25 protein-coding genes are annotated in these 23,774 nt (G+C 47.2%); 17 read left to right on the plus strand and 8 right to left on the minus strand.

What is annotated here, in order from left to right:
* Nucleotide 1 precedes the first annotated feature (1 nt).
* The 7 genes from J6600_RS06465 to J6600_RS06495 are packed head-to-tail and all read left to right on the plus strand — an operon-like array spanning nucleotide 2 to nucleotide 4,533.
* Entirely contained in the window at nucleotides 2-1,591 is a 1,590-nt protein-coding gene (locus tag J6600_RS06465) for a hypothetical protein (protein WP_209388145.1), read from the plus strand.
* A 12-nt stretch (nucleotides 1,592-1,603) separates the two neighbouring features.
* Nucleotides 1,604-2,029 (plus strand): XkdW family protein, encoded by a 426-nt coding sequence (locus tag J6600_RS06470; protein ID WP_029973065.1) that lies wholly within the window; start codon nucleotides 1,604-1,606, stop codon nucleotides 2,027-2,029.
* Nucleotides 2,030-2,033: 4 nt separating this feature from the next.
* Complete coding sequence (locus tag J6600_RS06475; protein ID WP_007610833.1) at nucleotides 2,034-2,231, plus strand: XkdX family protein; 198 nt, start codon at nucleotides 2,034-2,036, stop codon at nucleotides 2,229-2,231.
* 56 nt (nucleotides 2,232-2,287) lie between these two features.
* A complete protein-coding gene (locus J6600_RS06480) occupies nucleotides 2,288-3,049 on the plus strand; it encodes a phage portal protein (RefSeq protein ID WP_209388146.1) in 762 nt (253 codons plus the stop codon).
* 51 nt (nucleotides 3,050-3,100) lie between these two features.
* The gene (locus tag J6600_RS06485) at nucleotides 3,101-3,364 is read left to right on the plus strand and encodes a hemolysin XhlA family protein (RefSeq protein WP_003154815.1); all 264 of its coding nucleotides are present in this window, start codon (nucleotides 3,101-3,103) and stop codon (nucleotides 3,362-3,364) included.
* Between the two features lie 13 nt (nucleotides 3,365-3,377).
* Nucleotides 3,378-3,641, plus strand: a complete 264-nt coding sequence (locus J6600_RS06490) for a phage holin (RefSeq protein WP_003154813.1) — start codon at nucleotides 3,378-3,380, stop codon at nucleotides 3,639-3,641.
* A 13-nt stretch (nucleotides 3,642-3,654) separates the two neighbouring features.
* A complete protein-coding gene (locus J6600_RS06495) occupies nucleotides 3,655-4,533 on the plus strand; it encodes an N-acetylmuramoyl-L-alanine amidase (RefSeq protein WP_007407257.1) in 879 nt (292 codons plus the stop codon).
* Nucleotides 4,534-4,567: 34 nt separating this feature from the next.
* On the opposite strand, the gene J6600_RS19555 is transcribed toward J6600_RS06495, so the two are convergent.
* From J6600_RS19555 to J6600_RS06520, 6 genes are all read right to left on the minus strand, one after another.
* Nucleotides 4,568-4,693 carry a hypothetical protein gene (locus tag J6600_RS19555; protein WP_003154809.1) on the minus strand — a complete coding sequence of 42 codons (126 nt, stop codon included), beginning with the start codon at nucleotides 4,691-4,693 and terminating at the stop codon, nucleotides 4,568-4,570.
* A gap of 96 nt (nucleotides 4,694-4,789) precedes the next feature.
* On the minus strand, nucleotides 4,790-4,960 hold the full coding sequence (locus J6600_RS06500) for a type II toxin-antitoxin system SpoIISB family antitoxin (protein WP_003154807.1): 171 nt from the start codon (nucleotides 4,958-4,960) through the stop codon (nucleotides 4,790-4,792).
* Complete coding sequence (locus J6600_RS06505) at nucleotides 4,961-5,707, minus strand: type II toxin-antitoxin system SpoIISA family toxin (RefSeq protein ID WP_007407256.1); 747 nt, start codon at nucleotides 5,705-5,707, stop codon at nucleotides 4,961-4,963.
* A 104-nt stretch (nucleotides 5,708-5,811) separates the two neighbouring features.
* Nucleotides 5,812-6,810, minus strand: a complete 999-nt coding sequence (locus tag J6600_RS06510) for an inorganic phosphate transporter (protein ID WP_003154805.1) — start codon at nucleotides 6,808-6,810, stop codon at nucleotides 5,812-5,814.
* Nucleotides 6,811-6,822: 12 nt separating this feature from the next.
* Nucleotides 6,823-7,440 (minus strand): DUF47 domain-containing protein, encoded by a 618-nt coding sequence (locus J6600_RS06515; RefSeq protein ID WP_003154804.1) that lies wholly within the window; start codon nucleotides 7,438-7,440, stop codon nucleotides 6,823-6,825.
* Between the two features lie 286 nt (nucleotides 7,441-7,726).
* Nucleotides 7,727-9,043, minus strand: coding sequence for an APC family permease (locus J6600_RS06520; protein WP_007610842.1), 1,317 nt, complete (start codon nucleotides 9,041-9,043; stop codon nucleotides 7,727-7,729).
* A gap of 321 nt (nucleotides 9,044-9,364) precedes the next feature.
* On the opposite strand from J6600_RS06520, the gene J6600_RS06525 reads away from it, so the two are divergent.
* From J6600_RS06525 to J6600_RS06535, 3 genes are all read left to right on the plus strand, one after another.
* Entirely contained in the window at nucleotides 9,365-10,315 is a 951-nt protein-coding gene (locus tag J6600_RS06525) for a ring-cleaving dioxygenase (RefSeq protein ID WP_209388147.1), read from the plus strand.
* A 183-nt stretch (nucleotides 10,316-10,498) separates the two neighbouring features.
* On the plus strand, nucleotides 10,499-12,676 hold the full coding sequence (locus tag J6600_RS06530) for an ArnT family glycosyltransferase (protein ID WP_209388148.1): 2,178 nt from the start codon (nucleotides 10,499-10,501) through the stop codon (nucleotides 12,674-12,676).
* Between the two features lie 11 nt (nucleotides 12,677-12,687).
* Nucleotides 12,688-13,659, plus strand: coding sequence for a glycosyltransferase family 2 protein (locus J6600_RS06535; RefSeq protein ID WP_025649641.1), 972 nt, complete (start codon nucleotides 12,688-12,690; stop codon nucleotides 13,657-13,659).
* Nucleotides 13,660-13,747: 88 nt separating this feature from the next.
* Here J6600_RS06535 and J6600_RS06540 read toward each other — a convergent pair whose 3' ends face one another.
* Both J6600_RS06540 and htrA read right to left on the minus strand, forming a co-directional pair.
* Nucleotides 13,748-13,924 carry a hypothetical protein gene (locus tag J6600_RS06540; RefSeq protein ID WP_164906833.1) on the minus strand — a complete coding sequence of 59 codons (177 nt, stop codon included), beginning with the start codon at nucleotides 13,922-13,924 and terminating at the stop codon, nucleotides 13,748-13,750.
* A 99-nt stretch (nucleotides 13,925-14,023) separates the two neighbouring features.
* Nucleotides 14,024-15,373 (minus strand): serine protease HtrA, encoded by a 1,350-nt coding sequence (htrA, locus tag J6600_RS06545; RefSeq protein ID WP_025649642.1) that lies wholly within the window; start codon nucleotides 15,371-15,373, stop codon nucleotides 14,024-14,026.
* A gap of 288 nt (nucleotides 15,374-15,661) precedes the next feature.
* On the opposite strand from htrA, the gene J6600_RS06550 reads away from it, so the two are divergent.
* The 7 genes from J6600_RS06550 to J6600_RS06580 all read left to right on the plus strand — a co-directional run bounded on the left by J6600_RS06550 (nucleotide 15,662) and on the right by J6600_RS06580 (nucleotide 23,768).
* Nucleotides 15,662-17,221 carry an MFS transporter gene (locus J6600_RS06550; RefSeq protein ID WP_209388149.1) on the plus strand — a complete coding sequence of 520 codons (1,560 nt, stop codon included), beginning with the start codon at nucleotides 15,662-15,664 and terminating at the stop codon, nucleotides 17,219-17,221.
* Between the two features lie 155 nt (nucleotides 17,222-17,376).
* Complete coding sequence (locus J6600_RS06555; protein ID WP_007407248.1) at nucleotides 17,377-18,201, plus strand: M55 family metallopeptidase; 825 nt, start codon at nucleotides 17,377-17,379, stop codon at nucleotides 18,199-18,201.
* A 14-nt stretch (nucleotides 18,202-18,215) separates the two neighbouring features.
* Entirely contained in the window at nucleotides 18,216-19,142 is a 927-nt protein-coding gene (locus tag J6600_RS06560) for an ABC transporter permease (RefSeq protein WP_007610853.1), read from the plus strand.
* A 5-nt stretch (nucleotides 19,143-19,147) separates the two neighbouring features.
* Nucleotides 19,148-20,095 (plus strand): ABC transporter permease, encoded by a 948-nt coding sequence (locus J6600_RS06565; RefSeq protein ID WP_003154782.1) that lies wholly within the window; start codon nucleotides 19,148-19,150, stop codon nucleotides 20,093-20,095.
* Nucleotides 20,096-20,100: 5 nt separating this feature from the next.
* The gene (locus tag J6600_RS06570; RefSeq protein WP_209388150.1) at nucleotides 20,101-21,129 is read left to right on the plus strand and encodes an ABC transporter ATP-binding protein; all 1,029 of its coding nucleotides are present in this window, start codon (nucleotides 20,101-20,103) and stop codon (nucleotides 21,127-21,129) included.
* A complete protein-coding gene (locus J6600_RS06575) occupies nucleotides 21,126-22,745 on the plus strand; it encodes a peptide ABC transporter substrate-binding protein (RefSeq protein WP_209388151.1) in 1,620 nt (539 codons plus the stop codon). Before J6600_RS06570 ends, J6600_RS06575 begins: the two co-directional genes overlap by 4 nt.
* Nucleotides 22,746-22,832: 87 nt before the next feature.
* Nucleotides 22,833-23,768 carry a S66 peptidase family protein gene (locus J6600_RS06580; protein ID WP_481748176.1) on the plus strand — a complete coding sequence of 312 codons (936 nt, stop codon included), beginning with the start codon at nucleotides 22,833-22,835 and terminating at the stop codon, nucleotides 23,766-23,768.
* Nucleotides 23,769-23,774: the final 6 nt, after the last annotated feature.

The raw sequence follows: 23,774 nt of genomic DNA on the forward strand, positions 1-23,774 counted from the left end.
GATGGCTTACGAAGAAAAAACAGACTGGCTTCCGGACGATCCGATTAACGAAGATGACGTCAACCGCTGGGAAAAAGGCATAAAAGACGCCCACACGGATCTGGCGGCCCATAAAAACGACATGAACAACCCGCACAAAACGACAAAGGCCCAAATCGGCCTCGGAAACGTGGACAACGTTCAGCAGGCAGCAAAAAAAGATTTCGACCGGCACAATCAAGATCTGGACCGGCATGTGACGAAGGAAGAGCGCCAGAAGTGGAATAACGGGCAATTAACAAAGCTGACGGATGATTCAGGGAAATATTTAATAAGTATACAAGATGGCTTGGATTTTCATCAAATTGTAGATCAGCTTAATCAATCTTTTTTCTTTTACACAAATAACACGGGAGTTCATACTCCCCCGCTATCCACCAGAGGTTTATATATCGGATTCAAGTCTTATGGTGAGGCTCTGGCGATGGATTATGAAGGCGGCACATGGAGAAAAACCCTTAAAGCTTCCGGCTGGACTGATTGGGTTCAGTTAGAAACTTCGGAAGGCGCCCAAAAAAAAGTCGATGCCCACACAAAGCAGACTGATATCCATGTAACGAAAGCTGAGAAGGATACATGGAACGCAGGCCAGCTGTTTAAAATCACCGCCGATAATGGCACCCAAAAAATCAATTTAACTTCCGGCTCGTTTTATGACTCGTTAAAAGACGTTGGTTCTGTAACATTTTACGGAACCAATGCAGTAACAGACAACCCGTCAAATACGAGTCTGCGCGGTATACAGTTAGTGGGGCAGCCGGGAATAGGTAATGGTTATGCTGTAGACGTAAAGGGTAACGCATGGTGGTTTTACTATAACTCTAATCAAACAGCAATCAATTGGTATCCAATTGAATCCATAGCTGGAGCGCAGTCAAAGGTCGATGCACATGCGATAGATTCATCAATTCATATAAGTCCTATCGAAAGAGACAAATGGAACGGCGGCCAGTTGGCGAAATTGACAAAGGATGATGGGAAACGGACACGCTTAGAAAGCGGATCAGACATACTGGCACTGAGCTCGGGATTTTATTATGGAATGGGTGCTCAGCTGAAAAACAATCCGGTTGAAAATGATAATTCCTTTTTTAACTATGATGTGATTGAGAGTGAGTCAGGTAGAAAGTCGATTTTGGCTTGGAGAAGTTACGATAATAATGTATGGATTGCGACTGTTCATACAGACGGTGTTTTTAAGGGGTGGAAACGTCTATTTACTGAAGAAGAATTTAATAAAATGACCTGGTATGATTTAACACTAATTAATGGGCATAAGGCTGGCGCAAGAAATCCTCAGTATGCAGTGTGGGGCAACCAGGTATTCACTCGTGGTGAAGTGGTTCCTCCAGATTTCGACAGCATTTTCGCTGTACTTCCTTCTGAAGCTCACCCTTCAACACAGAAATCAATGGCTGCCCCACTCTTTGGAACAACCGGGATAACAAAATATTATGCCGAACCAACGGGAGAACTGAGAATTAACGGAAAATACGCCAAAATAGAGGGGAATATTACAGGGATTTCAATAGATAATAATTTCACTTTGTAATGGGGGATGAATATGCAAGTCTTTTTGTATGATGAGAATTTTTATTTTCAAAGGCCTGAAATCTTAAACAGTACATCAAGTTCAATGCCGCAAAACTCAACAACCATAAAACCTCCGGACGGCTTATGGAGACCGCAGTTTGATGAAGTAAATAAAATTTGGAACGAATCTGCTGATAAAGAATATAAGGAAAATCAAAAAAACAAGTATCAGGATGTGGTGGAGCCGGATCCCATCGTGGAACAGTTGAAAGAAATCGGACAGCAACTGGCAGATGAAAAACTTGTGAGAAAACAAGCAGAACAAGCTCAAAATGCTTTAGGTGTACAATTGTCTGCCGAAGTGGTGGCAAGGGAGAAAACAGAGATGCTGAATAAAGCTTTAGGTGAACAATTAGTATCTTTAAAATTAGAATTATTAAACGTAAAAGGAGAATGAAAAAATGAAGAGACTTAACTTTTGGGTTTACGCTTTGTTTTATAAGTGGGCCTCAATAGAAATGGTAAAACAGGCTATGGGCTATGATGACTGCTCTGCCGAAGATCTGGCGGAAGGTGTGGCCGCGAAGTATATCACGCCTGAGGAATTTCAAGAAATAACGGGTGAAACATACGAAAACTATAAAAATGCTGTGTCATAAGCCGAACGGCTTTTTTTATTTGTCATTTTTAATAAATCAGAAAAGGAGGACGGCCGATGAAAAAGCATTCATTTGAATTTCCCGCCGATCAACTTGGCAGACCCGGCGCAGTAAAAGCTTATCGCGGTAACAAAAACGATTATGTCACACCGGTTGCTGATTTGTCCGGAATGACAGAGCTTCTTACCAATACGCCGCTAGAAGCGATTGAAGTATACAGCCAATTCGGACAAGACCGTTTAGGAGCCGTCTTAATAGACAGAGCACAGGGGTGGGCTTATTCGGACCGCAGCGGAACTCTTTTTATCGAAGAGAGCGTGGATAACAATTCGTGGACGGCTTCACATTCTGTCGCAGTCAAAGGCGGAGTGCTGACCGCTTCGGGGTGGGTCAGTCTGACAAAAAGATATTACCGGTTCCGTTTTGAAAATGGAAATCAAAAGCAGTCCGAATTTGTTTTATACCAATCTGTCGGTACGGGCGGTGATATGGCGTTTTCATATACAGACGTGATTTTTCATGAAAATGCAGCAGAGGCGGGCGAGGGAAGCATCTTCTCAGCGGGCGCTTGGAAAAAACTTCTCGTCGAAATCACCGGCACGGCTGAGTCGGGCCATGTCGCGTTTTGGGGGAGATCCATCTCGGGAAAAAATGTGCCGATCAGAGGAATCAGGTCTGAAGACGGAACATCAGCCGCCGGTACATCAGGCACAGAAGAAGTGTGGTTATTTGATATTGCCGGCTTTAAGGAAATCGTCATGGAAATCAAGAGCATTTCCGGCGGGAGCCTTTCTGTCAAAGGCACGGCATTTTCTTAAGAATGAAACTTCCGAAGGGAGGTGAGAACAATGTAAGAGGGGGGAGCGGAAGTGCTTCTGGATGAACAAGCGGTGCAAAAAGAATTCGCAGGCATCAAAGGTGAACAAAAGGTGCTTGAACAGCGGGTGGCCGCATTAGAGCGGGTATCCGACCGGCAGGATCAGCAAATCATGACGCTGAATGAAAAACTGAACAAAATTGACGAAAACACAACATGGATTAAGCGGACCATTACAGGAGCGATCGTGACAGCAATCTGCACGGGCGTCATTGGCGGAGCCATCGCCATCATGTACAATCTGCTGCAAAAGTAGGGGGGAAACCGATATGAAATTCGCGGACAAAGGCACGGTCGTCAGGACGGTGCTTCTTTTGCTTGCTTTATTGAATCAAACTTTGCTGATGTTCGGCAAATCGCCGCTGAATATTCAGGAGGACCAGGTCAGCCAGCTTGCAGATACGCTGTATGCCGCCGGGTCGGCCGTTTTTACAATCATAACGACTGCCGCCGCCTGGTTTAAAAACAATTACGTTACAGCAAAAGGGAAAAAACAGCAGGCTTTATTAAAAATAAACAATTTATCGAAATAGGAGAGATGAGAATATGGTAAAAATCACACAGGATTTTATCCCGGCAGGAAACAATAACCGCCCAGGCTATGCAATGACACCGATTTACATTACGGTGCACAATACAGCCAATACCGCAGTCGGAGCTAACGCCAAAAGTCACGCAAGCTATGTGAAAAATCCCGATACACCGACAAGCTGGCATTTCACAGTCGATGATACGGAAATTTATCAGCATCTTCCGCTGAACGAAAACGGCTGGCATGCCGGTGACGGAAACGGGGACGGCAACCGTAAATCCATCGGTATTGAAATTTGTGAAAACGCAGACGGCAACTTTTCACAGGCCGTGGCAAACGCCCAATGGCTCATCCGCACATTAATGACGTCGCACGGCATCCCGCTTGCAAATGTCGTTGCGCACAAGCATTGGTCAGGAAAGCTTTGTCCGAGAAGACTGTTGGATACATGGGATGAGTTTAAAGCGGGAATCGGTTCTGGGGAAAGACAGACGTATACCGTCCAAAAAGGAGATACGCTGTCAGCGATCGCGCGGAAATTCGGCGTCAGCGTGGCCGATCTGCAGAAATGGAATAACATCGCTGACCCGAACCTGATTAAAGTCGGACAAGTACTGATCGTCAGCCCGCCGGTTGAAGCACTGTATTCTCTTCCGGACGAGGTGATTCAGCTGACAGAGCCGTACACGTCCGGTGAAAAGGTATACCAGGTGCAAAACGCGCTCGCCGCGCTTTATTTCTATCCTGAAAAAGGAGCTGTCAATAACGGCATTGACGGTATCTACGGTCCGAAAACCGCAGATGCCGTGGCCCGCTTCCAATCTGTAAACGGACTGACGTCTGACGGCGTCTACGGTCCCGCTGTAAAAGCGAAAATTCTGATGCAGCTTTAACAAAAAAGGCTGAGTCCCGTTCACATTGCGGGATTCAGCCTTTTTTCTTTTTTAACCGGTTCAATAGCCCGAGATTCCTCGCCCGCATCCTCAGCGAATAAGCGGAAAGCCCGAAGCGTCCGTAATCCACAAACTTTACGCGCCTGACAATTTTCTTCACATCATCACCTGTCGCATCTCTTTGTTAGTTTTATTATATGAAAGATAAGGAAAAAAGGAATAAGGACAAGAGCCGTGTCTCCTGTCCTTAGTGTAATCAAGCTTTTTTTTGTTTATACTTGTCAATCAGCCGCTCGTTTTCTTTGAAAATTCTGGCGGTATGAGGGCTGACCTGGTAACTTGCGATACTTGTCATTGAACGTTTTTTAAACATTTTGAACGGTTTCGCTCTTTGTTCCGGCTGCCCGTTTTGAAATGCCTGCTCCATTTAACCGTCACCTTCCTCTTCTATTGGCAGCATTAAATCATAAATGCTCGTTAGCGATGTGAAAAGCAAATAATCGAATTCCGTCAACAGGTTTTCCGACGTGAGTTTGATCACGTAATGGCGGTTTTGGACTGTAAACGGAATAAGCACAAGCCTGCCTTTTTGATCATAGTAGACGTCTTTACGGTTAAGACGGGACTGAACGTCTGCCGCATCAGGCATATGCTCCGTCAAGCGGTCCTTATCCGATTGTGCGGAATAGTCGCACAAGGAAGCCGTGACATTCATTTTTTCGGCATAAGCGGCCAGCAGTCTGCTGATGCCTTCCGCATAAGCTTCTGTACTTCCATAATATACATGGATCGGTTCATTTTTCAACAGATATTGATAGGTTTTCAGTTTTTCAAGATAGGAGTGAAGCATTTCGTTATTTTCTTCTAAAATTTCCCGCGTATCCGTCTCTAATTCATTGCCGGCGAGCTTTTTGATATACGCGCTCAAAAAGATAAACGCATCAATAAGGGCAAAGCAGACGGCAACAATCAAATATTGTCTCCATGCGGCAAAGAGCGATTCGGGATCATATGTCCAATAGACCATGGAGCCCAGTACAAATAGTAAATACCACGTTTTACGGATGGCAAACATTTTTTCTTTTACCTTTGCCTCATACCGCCAGGATGCGTACACATATAAAATGAGTGCGGCCGCCATCGTCCACACCATAATCTGAAAAAACAAAAGCATGAGCATCCCTCACAATTTGAAAAATGGTCTGCTATGTTCATTCTATGTCATGACATCATTTTCCTGTCACAAAAAAAACCGCTTCTGTAAAGAAGCGGATGTCATCAGAAAAACAGATCTAAGATGAAAAAGGCGATGGCGCCGAGTGTACCTGCAATCGGCAGGGTGATGACCCATGTAATGAGCATCCGTTTAGCCGTTCCCCAGTTTACGCCTTTTACGCGGTGGGAAGCGCCCACACCGAGAATGGAAGACGAAATGACGTGTGTCGTGCTGACAGGGAGATGAATAAACGTGGCCCCGAAAATAATGGCTGCGCCGGTTAAGTCGGCAGATACGCCGTTTACCGGACGGATTTTCATAATTTTCCCGCCGACGGTTTTAATGATTTTCCAGCCGCCGATGGATGTGCCGAGACCCATTGCCAGGGCACAAGAGAGCTGCACCCAAAAAGGAATGGCATCACTTTTATGTAAATTGGCCGTCATAAGCGCCATCGTAATGATACCCATCGCTTTTTGCGCGTCGTTCGTTCCGTGTGTATAGGACTGAATGGCAGCCGTCAAAATCTGCACTCTGCGGAAGCGTTTATTTGTTTTCGCCAGATTGCTGTCTTTAAAAATCAGCTTCACGATCGAATATACGATAAAGCCGAGAACAAAGGCGATGATCGGTGATAAAATAAGTGCTTCGATAATTTTAATGAACCCTTTATAATTAAGCGTCGCAAAACCTGACGCTGCAATGGCCGCTCCGGCGATCGCTCCGATAATCGCATGTGAAGAGCTGCTCGGAATGCCGAAATACCATGTGATCAAGTTCCAGGCGATTGCGGCGAGTAGAGCCGCAAGAATGACAACTGACCCATTGTCTAATGTATAAGGATTCACAATGTCCTTTGTAATGGTTTTCGCCACACCGGTAAATGTCATCGCTCCGAGAAAGTTCATGATGGCGGCCATGACGATTGCGTGCCGCGGCTTCAGCGCTTTTGTCGAAACTGAGGTGGCGATTGCGTTTGCGGTATCGTGAAATCCGTTAATGAAGTCAAATACCAAAGCGCATATGACAATTAATATCGTTAAAAGTAATAGAGTATCCATTATAACCCCTCGTTACGCGTTTTTCATAATAATGGTTTCAAGGTTATTGGCAACGCTTTGGCAAGAGTCGGCAATTTCCTCAAGCGTTTCGTAAATCTCGCGGTACTGAATCACTTTAATCGGATCGGTTTCTGTGCCGAACAGATTTTTTAATGATTTACGGTGCAGGTTATCACAGCTGTGCTCGTATTCCTTAATTTTAATGGCGTGAGGGTGAATGTCCTTCAATCGGTTTTCTGCAAGCAGCTCAATCGTGATTAAAATTTCCTTCGCGCACTCTCTGATGTATCCGCTGAACTTATCGATATGCTCATCGGAAGAAGTGATCGAGAAAATCTCCATCATTGCTGAAAAATGTTCGATTCCGTCAAGCACGTCATCGAGGCTGTTTGTCAGCTCAAGGATGTCTTCACGTTCAATGGGAGTGATAAAAGCTTTGTTCAGCTCTTTAATCATGACATGAACATGATTATCTCCTTTTGTTTCAAACTCTTTTAACGTATCGGCAAATTCCTTTAAAGTCGTCTGGTTCGTCACTTTAAAGTTGACAAAGTATTCTGCGGTTTCGTCTATGTTTTTTGCGATTTCTGTTAAAAGGAGTGAGAACTTATCTTTTTTTCTTTTTATCATTAAAAACCCTCCATTGTTTGAATGAGACAATGCACACATCAAATTATTATATAGCCTTTTGTCGAAAAAAAACAGATAAAGTCGAAAAAAACGCCTCTTGATTTTTTCGTAAAAACGTGTCTCATCCTGTTTTTCTTATGTTACCCACTTCGCCAAAAAAACGTAACATACTTCGAATTCAGACATCTTGCTTAAAAAGTATAACAAAAGATGTGAATTTGCTGTCAACTTTTGCACGTGATTTTGCCAGAAAAAAAAACGGCTCCCGTAAAAGGAACCGTTTTTATCAGTTTTTTCTGCCGTTTTTCAGCCAAAAATAAAGCGGCAGCCCGGCGAGGCCGATCAAGAGGGACAGCGCGCAGCTCAGTGTATCTGTAATGATCGTGCTGATCAGCACAAACAGTGAACCCGCGATGGCCAAAACAGGAATGATCGGATACAAAGGCACGCTGTAGGCGCGCGGTTTTCCGCCGCTTTTTTTTCTGAGGATAAACACGGCGAAAAAGGCCATGACGTAAAAAATATAAATCATGAAAATAGAGATTTCAGACAGCTTATCTGGATTGCTGGCGATCATAAAAATAATGGCCAGCGCGATCTGAAATGACACGGCAATCCACGGGGTGCGGAACGTCGGATGAACCCGCGAAATCTGTCCGGCAAACGGCAGCTGTTTCCGTTCCGCCATCGCAAACGAGACACGCGGAAAAGCGAGAATCTTTCCGTTTAAACAGCCGAAGATGCTGACGATGATTCCGACGCTGATCAATTTTCCTCCGATGTCGCCAAACAGCATTCCGGCAGCGGTGCCGGTCGCATTTTCACCGAGTTTGACGATGTCGGTCGCAGGAAGAATGTGCAGCAGCGCAAAGTTAATGAAAAGATAAATGGCGGTGACGACCAGCAGTCCGCCCGTCATCGCTCTCGGGAGCAGCTTTTCCGGATTTTTCATCTCGCCGCCGAGTGCCGCAAGCAGAATCCAGCCGTCATAAGCAAACAAGGTGGCCAGTATGGCAGCGCCGAAATTCATGTCCGACATGCTGCTTGTGACGGCTGTGAAAATATGCTGATCGCCTTTCCAAAGGCCGAACACGATCATGCAGATAATCGGAATCAATTTGCCGACAGTCGTAATTCCCTGGACGATGCCGCCATATTTCGTTCCGATAATATTAATGATGCTTAAAAACAAAACGGCTGAAATCCCGATCAATTTAGACCAGCCGGAATCCCAATTGAACAAGTGCGCCATCAAAGAGCCGAAATACAGGCCGATTGCTCCGATAATGGCGGGGCCGTAAATGATAATTTGAACCCATCCGCACAAAAAGCCCCAAAATTCGCCGTACACTTCTTCGAGATATGTATAAAGTCCGCCCGTTTTCGGAATCTGAGTGCCGATTTCCGCAACGGTCAATCCGCCTGCAAGCGTTAAAATACCTCCTAACAGCCACGCGATAAGCGCGGTTTTCGCATCACCGGAGTAGGCAAGCACGGCGCCTGGTTTCATAAATACGCCGGAACCGATGATGGTGCCGATAACAAGTGAGAGGGCGATGGTAAGGCCGATCTCTTTTTTAAGTCCGTTCTCTTCAATCTGCATATCCTTTCCCTCCAGATGTAAAATCGTCATGATGAAAAAACTATTTTCCATATTGTAAACCCTAATTGCTGAAACACGAATAAAATAAATTTTCTGATTTTGTTGTTTTCCCTAAAAGATAAAGGTTTCTGCTTTTGAGAAGGAAAAAATACCGTTTTAAAAGCGAACATTAATGGTTTTTTTATATCAAAGGTTCGTTATTTAGGGAGCGGCAGTCTGCAGACCGTCTGTGAAGCAGATGGGTTGACTTTACGATCCGGATAACATAAATTGTATATATAAATATCTCGAAATCGAGATAATTGACTGGAGGATAACATAATGAAAGTTAATGGAATACACCATGTATCAGCATTGACGGCTGATGCGCAGAAAAATTTAGATTTCTATCGGAACATCCTGGGACTGAAGCTTGTGAAAAAGTCCGTAAACCAAGATGAACCGACGATGTATCATTTGTTTTACGGTGATGAAACAGCCAATCCGGGATCTGAATTGACGTTTTTCGAGATTCCGCGGATTGCGCCGTTTCATGCGGGAACAAACAGTATTTCTTCAATCGGCCTGCGTGTCCCGGATGCACAAGCGCTCCAATATTGGAAAAAACGATTTGAAGAGCATCAGGTCTCTCACAGTGAGATCGTGAAAATAGCGGGCAGGGACACACTCGCTTTTCAGGATCATGAAGGACAGCGGCTTGTGCTGACAGCTGACGAAAAAGGAAAAGGCATCGGTGAAGCGGTGAAGCAAAGCGGCATACCGGAAGAATATTCTTTCCGCGGTCTTGGTCCCGTTGAATTGACCGTCCCGTATGCAGAACCGACGCTGCGTGTGTTAACCGATGTGCTGGGCTTCACTGAAATCGGGAAAGAAACGCATGAAGACCGGGGCACGGTTACGGTGCTCGAATCCGGAAACGGAGGCGCGCGTACAGAAGTCCATCTCATTGAAAGAAACGATCTTCCGCGCGAGCGTCCTGGAAAAGGCAGCGTGCACCATGTGGCCTTCCGCGTCCAGAATGAAGAGGAGCTTGCTTTATGGCACCGCATCATTACGAAAGAAGGTTTCAGCAACTCAGGCATTGTAGAGCGTTATTATTTCAAAGCGCTGTACTTCCGGGAGCCGAACGGAATTCTGTTTGAATTGTCAACGGACGGTCCGGGATTTATGGTTGATGAAAAACCTGAAGAGCTGGGCAAAACGGTTGCGCTCCCGCCTTATCTCGAACACCGCCGTTCTGAAATAGAAGCACGGCTGAAACCGATTCAGTAAATCAGAAATCATGACAGATGCCTCCCGGCTTGACGGGGGCATCTTTTTTTTGCTTTTTTACCCGTTTTGTCATTCTTTTTACCTATTTGTAAACGGCAAAATAATTGTCTTTGTTTATTAATAAATTTTTCACATTTGGTTGTTACACTTGTTCAAAGTTAAACAAAAGGAGTGAAAACACAAGTGAAAATGAAAAAACGCGAGATAGACGCAGTCTTAATTCTCATTTTACTCGTTTCCGCATTCTTGAATATGTACAACATCTGGAATGACGATACGGTGAATCCTTATTACACCGCAGCGGTAACGAGTATGCTTCAAAGCTTTCATAATTTCTTTTACGCTTCATTTGACGCAGCCGGGTTTATCACGGTAGATAAACCGCCTGTTACATACCAGATTCAAACGATCAGCGCGCTGATATTCGGTATGCACGGGTGGAGCGTCATCCTGCCTCAGGCATTGGCGGGTGTAGGTTCAGTTCTATTCATGTACTTATTAATAAAGCCGACGTTCGGAAAAACGGCGGCGCGCATCGCCTCATTTGTCATGGCGTGTACACCGATCGCAGTAGCGGTCGCGCGGACGAACAATGTCGATGCTTTACTGGTCTTTTTCCTCTTGTTCGCCACATGGCTTCTCTTTAAAGCAATCAGAAAAGGCAGACTGATCTGGCTTTTGGCGGCATTTTTTGTCGTCGGAGCAGGCTTTAACACAAAAATGCTTCAGGCTTATATGATTTTGCCGGCCTTCTTGCTGTTCTATATGATTGCGGCAAACACCACGATTAAGAAAAAAATCATTTCATTGGTAAGCGCGTTAGCCGTTTTAGCAGCCGTTTCATTGTCATGGCCGCTCATTGTTGACAATATTCCTGCCAGCAAAAGGCCATATGTCGGAAGCAGCCAGACAAACTCCGTATTGGAATTGGCTTTCGGATATAACGGGATTCAGCGGCTGACAGGGCAAAGTTCCGGCGGCGGCCAGGGCGGGCCGGACGGAAATGCATCGAAAGAGATGTCTTCTTCCGGCGGTTCTTCACAAATGCAAAAACCGCCTGGCCAGTCTTCAAGCAGCAGTTCAGCAAGCGGAGACAAATCACAAAACGGCAGTATGACGGCACCTCCATCTAACGGGAAAATGCCAAGCGGCGGCGAAATGCCAAGCGGCGGTCAAGGAGGCCCTCCAAGCGGCGGAGATGGCGGCGGAGGCGGTCCCGGCGGCGGAGGAAAAAGCGGTGCAGGCACCGGCTCGAAAATGCAATCAGGTTCAGGAATGTTCGGTACGGGAACCCCTGGTCCGCTGCGCCTTTTCCAAACGGAATTATCTGATCAGATCAGCTGGCTCCTGCCGTTTGCGATTTTTGGAATGGCCGGTTTATTGATCGCCGGGGCGAGAGAAAGAAGACGATTATCAGCAGAACAGAAGGAAACGATCTTTTGGGCAGCGTGGCTTGTGCCGATTGCCGGATTCTTCAGTGTCGCAGAATTTTTCCACCATTATTATCTCATTATGCTGGCGCCTCCGATCGCGGCACTTGTCGGTGCGGGATGGGTCGCCCTCGTTCATCTGTACCGCAAGCAGGCGGGATGGAAAACTTGGCTATTGCCGGCCGCTATTCTTGTGACAACCGGATTTGAGCTGTTTATCCTCAGAAACTACAATGATCAAATCGGCGCAGGCTGGAGCATCGGAATAGGCGTTATCGGCGCAGTGGCAGCAATCGCTCTGTTCGTATTCAAACAGCGCCAAAAACCGCTCAGTTATTATGTTTCACTTGCAGCCCTTCTCGTCTTGATGGTCATGCCGATTTATTGGGCGAGCACACCGCTTCTGTACGGAGGCAACAGCTCATTGCCTGAAACAGGCCCTCAGCTCGCTTCAACAAGCGGAAAAGGCATGGGAATGGATAACGCATCTGTCAATACAAAACTGATCAACTATTTAGAGAAGCACAACGCCGGAGCGGACTATCTATTTGCAACAACCGATTCCAACACTGCGGCGCCTTACATTATTAAAACGAAAAAAGCGGTCATGGCGATCGGCGGATACAGCGGTTCTGACCCGGCCATTACGCTGGCCCAATTTAAAAAGCTCGTAAAAGAAGGGAAAGTAAAATACTTCTTAGCATCCGGAATGGGCAAAGGCGGAAATAACGATATTGTGCAGTGGGTTGAGAAAAACGGAAAGAAAGTATCTTCAGATAAATGGCAATCAAACACAGATCAGAAAACGAAAAATAGTGATGCAGCTGATAAAAAAAGCAGCAAGGCCTCAGGTAAAAACAGCCGAATGAGCGGCGGGCCGGGCGGAATGAATCAATCAGCTTCACTATACGAACTTCAATCTGATGAATAGGAGGAAAAAACATGAGCAGACATATTCAATATTCAATAGTCGTCCCGGTTTATAACGAGGAACTCGTCATTCAGACAACCTATCAGCGTCTGAAAGAAGTGATGGATCAAACAAAAGAGCATTATGAATTGATCTTTGTCAATGATGGAAGCAAAGACCGCAGTATTGAGATTTTAAGAGAGCAAAGTCTGATTGATCCGAGAGTGAAAATTATTGATTTTTCCAGAAACTTCGGACATCAGATCGCGATCACAGCGGGTATGGATTATGCAGAGGGGAATGCAATCGTCGTCATTGACGCCGATTTGCAGGACCCTCCTGAATTAATCCTTGATATGATTGAGCAGTGGAAAGAAGGCTACGATGTGGTGTACGCCGTCAGAACGAAACGAAAGGGAGAAACCTTTTTCAAGAAACAGACGGCCTCTATGTTTTACCGGCTGCTGCGGAACGTGACTGATATTGATATTCCGCTCGACACCGGAGATTTCCGCCTGCTGGACAGAAAAGTCTGTGATGAGATGAAAAAATTAAAAGAAAAAAATCCTTTTGTCAGAGGGCTCGTCAGCTGGGTTGGCTTTAAGCAGACTGCTGTAGAATATGAACGAGATGAGCGGCTTGCGGGGGAAACGAAATACCCGCTTAAAAAAATGCTGAAGCTTTCCATGGACGGGATCACAACGTTCTCTCATAAACCGCTCAAGGCGGCAAGTTATGCGGGAATGATCATGTCCGGAGCGGGTTTTCTCTATATGTTTATCGTTTTATACATGAAGCTGTTTACGAACAGCACCATTACGGGCTGGTCCTCTCTGATTGTGATACAGCTGTTATTCAGCGGCATCGTTCTATTAATGCTCGGAATGATCGGCGAATATATCGGAAGGATTTATGACGAAGCAAAAGACCGTCCGCTCTATATCGTGCAAAAAGCGTACGGCATTAAAAACGAAAAGATTTATCGGGACCAGCATATGTCTTAACCGAAGCACCCTGTCCGGCCAGCGGACAGGGTGCTTTTATGTGAAATAAAAGCCGCGGGATGACAGAATGTCCCGCGGCTTTTTTTATTCATCTGCGGCCGGTCTGCGTGTGCAGAGAGCGCATGATCAGTCCGGTTCCCGAAAGGTTCAGTAAAATGCTTGCACTAAGCGTCATTCCCCAAGCAGCGTTTTGCTGAGGAAGCTGAATGCTCAGCTGCAGCAAGATCAGACCGGTAACGACCAGCAAAAGTCCGGTTTGTTTCATGTGTATGTATCCTCCTTTGTACACTAAGTCATACGGCTGATCCAGGCCTAAAGTTTCATCCGTATATAAAAAATCCAAGGCGGCTGCCTTGGATTTTTGTTAAGAAGATGTTTCTTCTTTTTGAGTCAGTTTCATTTTTTTCGTCATTTCCTTGCCGTTTCTGATAATCTTCACGTCAACGGTGCTGCCGACTTTCGTATTCTTGTAGAGAATATTGCGAAGTTCGCTGCCCGTGTCGGTTTCTTTCCCTTTTAAGCTGATAATGATGTCTTCTGCTTTTAATCCGGCTTTGGCTGCAGGTGAGCCCTGCGCCACTTCGCGAATATAAACGCCTTTATTCAGCTGTTTGCCGAAAAGCCCGAGTGTGCCTTCCTGATAGTTTTGCGGCACTTGTTCCAAGTCGATCATGCTCACGCCGATATAAGGGCGCTCCACTTGTCCTTTCGTGAGAAGCTCTTCGGCGATCGGTTTTACATCGTTGCTCGGGATAGCAAAGCCGATGCCTTCTACATCACTTTCGCTGATTTTCATGCTGTTGATGCCGATGATTTTGCCGTCTGTATTCAAGAGCGGTCCGCCGCTGTTTCCGGGATTGATGGCGGCATCGGTTTGGATGACGTTGATGCTTGACTCACCGGCTGACGTAGAGATCGAGACGGTTCTGTTTAAGCCGCTCACGATGCCCTGTGTGACGGTGCGGGAAAGGTCTTTTCCGAGCGGATCACCGATGGCGATGACGGATTCACCCGTTCTGAGAGCGGATGAGCTGCCGAAGCTTGCCGTTTTTGTCACGTGTTTATCACTGATTTCTAAAACGGCCAAGTCTGTCAGAGAGTCGCTGCCGACGAGTTTAGCTGTTACATCGGTGCCGTCATATAATGACACTTTAAGGGAAGAGGCGCCTTCGACCACGTGGTTATTCGTAATGATATACGCTTTGCCGTTTGCTTTCTTAAAAATAACGCCTGAACCCGATCCCGTTTCCGCATCTTCACCCGATGAATTTGAGTTTGAATCTGAGCTTGATCCGAATCCGAATAAATCGGAACTGCTTTGCTGCTTCTGCAGATTGGTGATTCCGACGATCGCCGGTGAAATGTCTTCCACCATATTCGAAATGCTGCTTGAATTTGCCGATGAGCTGTTTGCCGATTTGCTGCTGCCGGAATCAGAAGATGTCTGCTTGGCGGTTACCGATGACGTTTCCTGAGCGGGAGCCGTATTGGAAGTATCTTGAGTCTGATGGTCTCCAAGCGGCGTAAATGTATAGATGCCGAGGGCGAGCCCTCCGCCGATCACTCCGCCGAGAAGCGGTCTGAACCAGCCGAAGCTTCGTTTTTTCTTGTCCTCGTCCGACGCGGAATATCCGGCCGGCTGCGGGTTTTCTTTTACTAAAAGGACTTCCTGTTCTTTTTGGTCTGTCCGATTTTCATCACGATAGTTATCCATCATGTTCACTCCGTTTCTCTATTTTCATCATAGCATGATTTGCCTATTATTACTGACTCCATCTTAAACAAAAAGTGTGGGATAATAATGAAAAGATTGTGGGAAATTGTGAAAAAGGCGTAATCGGACGGAGGCGCTTTATATTGACAATTTCCATCGGATTTGAAATAATAAATGAGATATTATGTTCAATCCTTCACATGAAAAGATATGAAAAATTCTGTCAAGCTAATGGGGGAAATCTGTTAGCTTTTTCACTTTGTTAAATAGTCAGAAAGGAGTTGTCAAATGAAAGAAAAACATCATTGGATTATTTCTCTGCTCGCTGTATTGGCGGTCGGGCCGGGGCTGATGTCGAATACCGCACTTTCGGCTGTCCAAAGCCTTGTCCGGCAGACGGTCGGCGGGGAAAACTTTGACTCTTTTCATCCGATTATTATCGGTAATATGGCATTTGCCTTATTCGTGCCGGCGGGGCCGTATTTAAGAAAAAGATTCGGCTCCCGGCCTGTCTATATGATTTCGATGGCCGCGGGTGTCATCGGAGCGCTCCTTGCTGCTGTGACAAATGATATTTATCCGCTCGCCGCGGGCCGTTTTTTACAGGGAGCTGCGGCGGGCACTATGCTGATGATTATGATCCCGATGCTGGTGCTTTCGTTTCCGATTGAGCGCCGGAATTACGCATTATTTGTGTTAATCGGCGGATTTTACGGGTCCGTCATTATGGGGACCGTTTTAGGCACGGCGGCGGCAAGCGCCGGCCATTGGCATTGGCTGTTCGGCATTTTTGGCCTGCTGTCTTTTTTCGGCCTCATTTTCAGTTATATGTGGCTGCGGGATGACGCTCATAAAAATGCTGAAAAATCTCCATTTGACGGCATCGGTTTTCTGTTAGCGGGTGTATCAGCCGTGCTGACCGCCTATACATTTATTCATCTGCCGAAATGGGGCTTTTCATCATGGCAGACATTGGCGGGATTTGGAGGAAGCATCGTCATTCTTCTGATCTTGCTGATCATGCAGTACAGAAACGAACATGCGCTGATTTCGATTAAACTTATGCTGATTCCAAAGCCGATTCTGGGTGTTTTCATGATCGCTGCGGGCAGTATTTCCATAGCGGTCAGTCTTTCTGCATTTCACGGGGAGCTTCAGACCGCATATCATATGTCACAAACTCAACTGATATTCCTATATGCGAGCCTTTTGGGAGGCGTGGCCATCGCCGCTGTTATCAGTGCATTAGCATATGATAAAGTCGGTCCGGGCATGCTCGGCATAACAGGCTCTGTTATACTGGTGTTCGTGAATTTTCAATGGATGACGGCGGATCATCATATACCCCTTATTCTATTTGCGGGGCTTTTCGTGATGCTGGCGGCCGGGACAGGGCTTATTGTGGCAGCCGGACTGATGGGAGCCGCGTTGGGCGGACCGCTTCCGGAACTGGTGAAACGCATGACGGCAGTTCAGTTTTTAAGGCTGTTCATTTATATGGGCGCACCTGTTTTAATAGGGTATTTTACGAAAAGAGATGCTTCCGGCATGTTTCGGGGCGCGCGCGGCACACAATCGCCGCATGACTTGCTGATGGGGACATACAGCGATTTGTTTCTTATTGCTTTCATCTTAAGCTTGCTTTTAGTGTGTTTATCATTTGTCATGAATGCGACCGGCATGGGACATAAGCTGGCGCATAAACCGCATGCCGTCCGTAAGCAGGCGGCTGAAGAGCCTTCGCCGCAGGCTCCTGAACCGATCAGGCATCAGGTCATTCCCGATCGTGAATACAGAAGTGCGGTCAGACAGTTTCAGCGTCATCATATAAGCAAAAACAGTATGTAACTTTTTCTATCAGCAAACCCTTTTCCCGGTGAAAAGGGTTTGTTTTTTCCCATAATAGCAGAATGGTATATTGCATGTTTCATCCTTTTTTAATATAATTTGTTAGAATATTCATAATTTAATATCGAAATTTTAAGTAAAAAAGGAGGCATTACATGAAACTGTATCTATCTGTGGATATGGAAGGGATTTCCGGACTGCCTGATGAAACATTTGTCAATTCCCGCATGCACAATTATGAGCGCGGCAGAGTTCTGATGACCGAAGAAGCAAACTGGTGCATCGCAGAAGCGTTTAATAACGGATGCACGGAAGTGACCGTGAATGACAGCCACTCAAAGATGAATAATCTGCTCGCGGAAAAACTTCACCCTGAGGCAGAGCTGATTACGGGGGATGTCAAGCCGTTTTCCATGATGCAGGGGCTTGATGAATCGTATTCGGGTGTGATGTTTATCGGCTATCATGCGAGAGCGTCGATGCCGGGCGTTATGTCGCACAGCATGATATTCGGCGTCCGCCACTTTTACATAAATGATAAGCCGGTCGGTGAACTGGGGTTAAATGCCTATCTCGCCGGATTTTACGATGTCCCGGTCATCATGGCTGCCGGAGATGATTGCGCCGCAAAAGAAGCGGAGGAGCTGATCCCGAATGTGACGACTGCCGCCGTCAAACAAACCATTTCAAGAACCGCGGTCAAATGCCTGTCCCCTCAAAAAGCCGGACGGCTCCTGACGGAAAAAACAGCCTATGCGCTCAAAAATAAAGATAAGGTCAAACCGCTGACTCCGCCTGAAAGACCTGTATTAGGCATTGAATTTGCCAACTACGGACAGGCTGAATGGGCCCATTTAATGCCGGGCACAGAAATCATCCCGGGAACGACAATCGTTCAATTTCAGGCAAAAGACATGCCGGAAGCCTATCAGGCCATGCTCGTCATGACAGAACTCGCCATGAGAACAACATTCTGTTAAAGGGGTGAACGGCATTGCTGCGGTATTTTATCAAACGTTTTATCGCCATGATTATGACCGTCCTCGTCATCACTACTCTGACATTTGTCATGATGAAAGTGATACCCGGCTCGCCTTTTAACGAAGAGCGGGGCACAAACGAAGCGGTCCAGCGAAATCTCGAATCCTACTACCATCTGAACGAACCTCTTATCACTCAATACGCCATCTATCTAAAATCCATTCTTACCTTTGATTTCGGTCCTTCAATTAAAAAACCGTCAGACAGTGTAAACGCTATGCTTGAACGCGGGTTTCCGGTCTCATTTGAGCTTGGGATAACGGCGATCATCATCGCTGTTATTTCCGGGCTCGCGCTCGGCATAATGGCCGCTCTCAGGCGCGGCGGATTTCTCGATTATGCGGCCATGAGCCTTGCGGTGCTCGGGATTTCCATTCCGAATTTTATTATGGCTACGCTGCTGATTCAGCAATTTGCGGTTCATCTGAAATGGTTTCCGGCAGCTACCTGGACGAGTCCCGTTCACATGGTCCTGCCGACTGTTGCGCTTGCCGTCGGTCCCATGGCCATTATCGCGAGGCTGACAAGATCAAGCATGGCCGAAGTGCTGACTCAGGATTACATCCGCACGGCAAAAGCAAAGGGGCTTTCTCCCGTCAAAATTGTGATCAAACACGCATTGAAAAATGCTCTTATGCCTGTTGTGACAGTACTCGGGACGCTTGCCGCAAGTATTTTAACGGGCAGTTTCGTCATCGAGAAAATTTTTGCCATACCGGGAATGGGCAAATATTTCGTAGAAAGCATCAATCAGCGTGATTACCCGGTCATCATGGGAACGACCGTATTTTACAGTGTGATTCTGATCGTCCTGCTGTTTCTGGTTGATTTGGCATACGGCCTGTTAGACCCGCGCATAAAACTTCATAAGAAAGGGTGATCCTGATGAATCTCCCGCAAGAAACGGTAAAACACACAGAAGTGCCTGATGACTGGTTTCAGCCGGGCGCGGAAAGAAAGGGTGAAACCGAGTCGGTCAAGCGTCCGAGCCTGTCTTACAGTCAGGATGCGTGGCGGCGGCTTAAAAAGAACAAATTGGCGATGGCCGGCCTTGTGATATTATGCTGCCTGTTTCTATCGGCTGTGTTCGGTCCGCTGATATCACCGCACAGCGTGACAAGGCAGACGCTCGCCGAGCAGAATCTTCCGCCGTCTTTTTCACACTGGTTCGGAACCGATGAACTTGGCCGGGATGTGTTTACAAGAACGTGGTACGGAGCGAGGATCTCTTTATTTGTCGGTGTGATGGCGGCGCTGATTGACTTTTTGATCGGAGTTATCTACGGAGGCGTCGCCGGCTACAAAGGGGGCCGGACAGACAGCGCCATGATGAGAATCATCGAGGTTCTCTACGGATTGCCGTATCTGCTCGTTGTCATTTTGTTAATGGTGCTGATGGGGCCGGGGCTCAGTTCCATTATCGTCGCTCTGACCGTGACGGGATGGGTCGGCATGGCGCGGATCGTCAGAGGACAGGTGCTGAGGATGAAGCATGATGAACACGTATTGGCTTCGAAAACGTTTGGAGCGAAAACATTTCGGATCATTAAGAAAAATCTGCTGCCGAATACGATGGGAGCCATTATTGTCCAAATGACGCTTACGGTGCCGGCGGCGATTTTTGCGGAATCATTTTTAAGTTTTCTCGGACTCGGCATTCAGGCGCCGTTTGCAAGCTGGGGCGTCATGGCAAACGACGGGCTGCCGGCGATTTTATCAGGCCATTGGTGGCGGCTGTTTTTTCCCGCTTTTTTCATTTCCTTGACGATGTACGCGTTTAACGTACTTGGAGACGGCTTGCAGGACGCGTTAGACCCGAAACTGAGGAGGTAGGAAAAATGGCGCAGCAAGTTCTTTCCGTTCAAAATCTGCATGTTACTTTTTCAACATACGGAGGCACTGTAAAAGCCGTCAGAGGCGTCAGCTTCGATTTATATAAAGGTGAAACGTTTGCGATCGTCGGTGAATCGGGCTGCGGAAAAAGCGTGACGTCACAAGCCGTGATGGGCCTTCTTCCGAAACATTCGGCAAAGATTGAATCCGGAAGCATACAATTTAAACAGAAAGACCTTTGCCAAATGTCGGATCGGGAAATGCGGGGAATCCGGGGGCGCGATATTTCTATGATCTTTCAGGACCCGATGACGGCGCTCAATCCGACTTTGACCATAGGGGATCAGCTCTCAGAAGCGCTGTTGGAACACCGCGCCATGACAAGAAAACAAGCTGAATCCGAAGTTCTCGCCATGCTGGATCTGGTCGGTATCCCGGACTCGAAATCCCGCCTGAAGCAGTACCCCCACCAATTAAGCGGGGGCATGCGGCAGCGGATCGTGATCGCGATGGCTCTGATCTGCGAGCCGGAAATTATGATCGCCGATGAACCGACAACGGCTCTTGATGTGACGATTCAAGCACAAATCCTTGAATTATTTAAGAAGATTCAAAGAAAAACAGGCGTGTCTATTATTCTGATCACGCATGATCTCGGCGTCGTCGCTCAGACCGCCGACAGAGTCGCCGTCATGTATGCGGGGAAAATCGCCGAAATCGGCACGAGGCATGATATTTTTTACCGTCCGGCTCATCCATACACAAAGGGGCTGCTTCGTTCAGTGCCGCGGCTGGATATGGAGGATAGTGAGCTTTCGCCGATTGACGGGACGCCGCCTGATTTATTCGATCCGCCGCCGGGCTGCCCGTTTGCCGCCCGCTGCCCGGACAGGATGATCGTCTGTGAAAAGGTATACCCGGCAACAACCGTGAAATCCAAAAGCCATATCGTCAACTGCTGGCTTCAGGATGACCGTGCAGAGCGGCTGAAGCAGCAGCTGACGGCAGCAGAGGAAAAAGGGGGATTGAAATGAAAAAGAGATGGGCGATCGGTGTGATTGCTGTTGTTTCGTTTGCTCTGATGGGCTGTACAGCCAATGAACAGGCGGGGACAGAACCCGGCAAAGCAAAAGAACAGGGGGGTGAAACGGTGCTGCGGCTCAATAACGAAAATGAGCCGACCTCACTTGATCCGCCGATCGGATTTAATAATGTTTCCTGGCAGCCGCTGAATAACATCATGGAAGGATTGACGAGGCTCGGAAAAGATAATAAACCCGAACCGGCCATGGCGGAAAGCTGGAAGGTGTCCGCTGATAAGCTGACATATACCTTCAATATCCGTGATAACGCCGAATGGACAAATGGCGATCCCGTTACGGCGGAAGACTTCGTGTACGCCTGGAAACGGATGCTCGATCCGAAAACGGGCGCATCTTCCGCATTTCTCGGCTATATGATCAAAGGCGGGGAGGAATTTAACAGCGGAAAAGGCAAAAAAGAAGAAGTGAAAGTCACGGCAAAAGATAAAAAAACGCTTGTCGTCACATTGGCGGCACCGCAGGATTATTTTCTGAGCGTCGTGTCCAATCCGGCGTATTTCCCGATTAATGAGAAGGTCGCCAAGGCTGATCCGAAATGGTTCACTGAAGCAAAAACCTTTGTCGGCAACGGGCCGTTCAAACTGACGGAATGGAAGCATGACGACAGCATGACGATGGTCAAAAACGAGACGTATTGGGATAAAAAGACGGTGAAACTGGATAAAGTCACATGGGCGATGGTCAGTGATCGGAATACCGACTATCAGATGTTCCAGTCGGGGGATTTGGATACCGCCTTTGTGCCGGCAGAGCTGAGCGAGCAGCTGATGGGAGGAAAAAATGTCCGCACGTGGGATCAGGCCGGACTCTATTTCTATCGTTTTAACGTAAAAATGGAGCCATTTCAAAATGAGAAGCTCAGAAAAGCGTTCGCGGCAGCGATTGATCAGAAAGAAATCACGGATTATGTGACCAAAAACAGTGAAAAGCCGGCACATGCCTTTGTATCCCCGGGATTTACTCAGCCTAACGGGAAAGATTTCCGCGAAGCGGGCGGCAGTTTATTAAATCCGGATGAATCAGAAGCTAAAAAACTGCTGGAAAAAGGCATGGCGGAAGAGCATTATGACAAGATGCCCGCCGTTACATTGACATACAGCACAAAACCGGATCATAAGAAAATAGCGGAAGCGGTTCAGCAGAAGCTCAAAAGTGTGCTCGGTATAGACGTTAAGCTCGCCAATATGGAATGGAACGTCTTTTTAGAAGAGCAGAAAGGACTGAAGTTCCAGTTCTCTCAAAGCTCATTTTTACCGGATTACGCAGATCCGATCAGTTTTCTTGAGGCTTTCCAAACGGATAATTCCATGAACCGCACCGGCTGGGGCAGCGCGGCATACGACGGCTGCATCAAGCAGGCAAAACAGGAGGCCGATGCCAAAAAACGTTTTGCGCTCATGCATAAAGCGGAAAAGCTGCTCATGAATGAGGCTCCGATCATTCCGATTTACTTTTACAATCAGGTGCATCTGCAGAACAGCGGCGTGAAGGGCATTGTTCGGCACCCCGTCGGTTACATTGATCTGAAATGGGCGGAAAAGTCCTGATCTTACAGCGGAAACATATGCCGCTCTTTATCCATTAAAGGAGCGGCGTGTTTCACTTTTCAATCCGGAAAGGAGATTGAAAAAGTTATGAACCATAAACCGAAAGCACTGCAAAAAGGCGACACGGTCGGTGTGATTGCGCCCGCAAGCCCGCCTGAGAGCGGGACGCTGCAAACCGCGCTGCTGTTTTTAGAGAATGAGCTTGGCCTTCATGTGAAACTCGGCCGGGCGCTGAAGACCCGTCACGGCTATTTGGCGGGAGAAGACCGGGCGCGTCTCGATGATCTCCATGACATGTTTAGTGATCAGAATGTCAAAGCGGTGATATGCGCGTGCGGAGGATTCGGCACGGGCCGCATTGCCGCCGACATCGATTTCGGCTTAATCCGCCGCAATCCGAAAATTTTCTGGGGATACAGTGATATTACGTTTTTACATACCGCCATTCATCAAAATACGGGGCTCGTCACATTTCACGGCCCGATGCTGAGCACGGATGTCGGGCTTGAAGATGCTGATCCCCTGACAAAAGCGTCGTATCATCAGCTTTTTACAGAAACGGAATTCACCTATACGGAGGACATTTCTCCCTTAGAGGTGCTGACAGGCGGAGGGGCCGAGGGAGAGCTTGCGGGCGGCAATCTGTCGCTCATTACGTCCACGCTCGGCACGCCGTTTGAAATTGATACGAAAGACAAATTGCTGTTTATCGAGGATATTGATGAGGAGCCGTATCAAATCGACAAAATGCTGAATCAATTAAAGATGGCAGGAAAACTGTCAGATGCAGCCGGAATCCTGGTCTGTGATTTTCATCAATGCGAACCGAAAAACAAAGAAAAGTCCCTTACCTTAGAGCAAGTGCTGAATGATTACATTGTCAAATCAGGGAAGCCCGCGCTTAAAGGCTTTAAAATCGGCCATTGTTCACCGAGCTTCGCCGTTCCGATCGGAGCCCGCGCGGTTATGGATACGGCGGCCAAAGCGGTAACGATTGAATCGGGGGTTTCCGGAAGGGAGTGATCAGGC

The organism is Bacillus sp. LJBV19, assembly GCF_017797845.1.
Lineage (GTDB): Bacteria > Bacillota > Bacilli > Bacillales > Bacillaceae > Bacillus > Bacillus velezensis.

Bases quoted from the DNA above. Each gene is read 5' to 3' on its own strand.
- J6600_RS06465 (WP_209388145.1), top strand. From the start codon at position 2: ATGGCTTACGAAGAAAAAACAGACTGGCTTCCGGACGATCCGATTAAC.
- J6600_RS06470 (WP_029973065.1), top strand. From the start codon at position 1,604: ATGCAAGTCTTTTTGTATGATGAGAATTTTTATTTTCAAAGGCCTGAA.
- J6600_RS06475 (WP_007610833.1), top strand. From the start codon at position 2,034: ATGAAGAGACTTAACTTTTGGGTTTACGCTTTGTTTTATAAGTGGGCC.
- J6600_RS06480 (WP_209388146.1), top strand. From the start codon at position 2,288: ATGAAAAAGCATTCATTTGAATTTCCCGCCGATCAACTTGGCAGACCC.
- J6600_RS06490 (WP_003154813.1), top strand. From the start codon at position 3,378: ATGAAATTCGCGGACAAAGGCACGGTCGTCAGGACGGTGCTTCTTTTG.
- J6600_RS06495 (WP_007407257.1), top strand. From the start codon at position 3,655: ATGGTAAAAATCACACAGGATTTTATCCCGGCAGGAAACAATAACCGC.
- J6600_RS06500 (WP_003154807.1), bottom strand. From the start codon at position 4,960: ATGGAGCAGGCATTTCAAAACGGGCAGCCGGAACAAAGAGCGAAACCG.
- J6600_RS06505 (WP_007407256.1), bottom strand. From the start codon at position 5,707: ATGCTTTTGTTTTTTCAGATTATGGTGTGGACGATGGCGGCCGCACTC.
- J6600_RS06510 (WP_003154805.1), bottom strand. From the start codon at position 6,810: ATGGATACTCTATTACTTTTAACGATATTAATTGTCATATGCGCTTTG.
- J6600_RS06515 (WP_003154804.1), bottom strand. From the start codon at position 7,440: ATGATAAAAAGAAAAAAAGATAAGTTCTCACTCCTTTTAACAGAAATC.
- J6600_RS06520 (WP_007610842.1), bottom strand. From the start codon at position 9,043: ATGCAGATTGAAGAGAACGGACTTAAAAAAGAGATCGGCCTTACCATC.
- J6600_RS06525 (WP_209388147.1), top strand. From the start codon at position 9,365: ATGAAAGTTAATGGAATACACCATGTATCAGCATTGACGGCTGATGCG.
- J6600_RS06535 (WP_025649641.1), top strand. From the start codon at position 12,688: ATGAGCAGACATATTCAATATTCAATAGTCGTCCCGGTTTATAACGAG.
- J6600_RS06540 (WP_164906833.1), bottom strand. From the start codon at position 13,924: ATGAAACAAACCGGACTTTTGCTGGTCGTTACCGGTCTGATCTTGCTG.
- htrA (WP_025649642.1), bottom strand. From the start codon at position 15,373: ATGGATAACTATCGTGATGAAAATCGGACAGACCAAAAAGAACAGGAA.
- J6600_RS06550 (WP_209388149.1), top strand. From the start codon at position 15,662: ATGAAAGAAAAACATCATTGGATTATTTCTCTGCTCGCTGTATTGGCG.
- J6600_RS06555 (WP_007407248.1), top strand. From the start codon at position 17,377: ATGAAACTGTATCTATCTGTGGATATGGAAGGGATTTCCGGACTGCCT.
- J6600_RS06565 (WP_003154782.1), top strand. From the start codon at position 19,148: ATGAATCTCCCGCAAGAAACGGTAAAACACACAGAAGTGCCTGATGAC.
- J6600_RS06570 (WP_209388150.1), top strand. From the start codon at position 20,101: ATGGCGCAGCAAGTTCTTTCCGTTCAAAATCTGCATGTTACTTTTTCA.
- J6600_RS06575 (WP_209388151.1), top strand. From the start codon at position 21,126: ATGAAAAAGAGATGGGCGATCGGTGTGATTGCTGTTGTTTCGTTTGCT.
- J6600_RS06580 (WP_481748176.1), top strand. From the start codon at position 22,833: ATGAACCATAAACCGAAAGCACTGCAAAAAGGCGACACGGTCGGTGTG.